The sequence below is a fragment of the Pseudoalteromonas sp. 0303 genome, from assembly GCF_013349995.1.
Taxonomy (GTDB): Bacteria; Pseudomonadota; Gammaproteobacteria; order Enterobacterales; family Alteromonadaceae; genus Pseudoalteromonas.
The window spans coordinates 1-457 of the sequence record NZ_JABVXF010000144.1; the positions used below are offsets into that span (position 1 = coordinate 1).

The following is a 457-nucleotide window of genomic DNA, read 5'->3' on the forward strand; positions in this document are numbered from 1 at the left end:
ATGAGCCTGAAGTATTTAGCAAGGCCACCAGCGCGATTAGCGGCCCTAACGACGATATTATCAAGCCCAAAAATAGCGAAAAGCTAGACTGGGAAGTTGAACTTGCCATTGTCATTGGTAAACACGCCTCGTATGTAGATGTAGAAAACGCTTATGATTACATTGCCGGTTATTGTATATGTAACGATGTATCTGAACGAAACTTCCAATTAGAACGTGGTTCACAATGGGATAAAGGGAAAGGCTGTGACACATTTGGACCACTTGGTCCATGGTTAGTCACCAAAGATGAAGTTCCGGATCCACTTAATTTAGATATGTGGTTAAAGGTGAACGATACCCTGTATCAAAACGGCAACACAAAAACCATGGTGTTTGATCCAGCGTTTATCGTCAGTTATCTCAGCCAATTTATGAGTTTACAACCGGGTGATGTTATCTCTACCGGAACGCCACC

1 protein-coding gene is annotated in these 457 nt (G+C 42.7%); it reads left to right on the top strand.

Annotated elements, in window-relative coordinates:
• On the top strand, window positions 1–457 hold a 457-nt coding region (locus HUS62_RS22520), incomplete at both ends, for a fumarylacetoacetate hydrolase family protein (protein ID WP_175081215.1).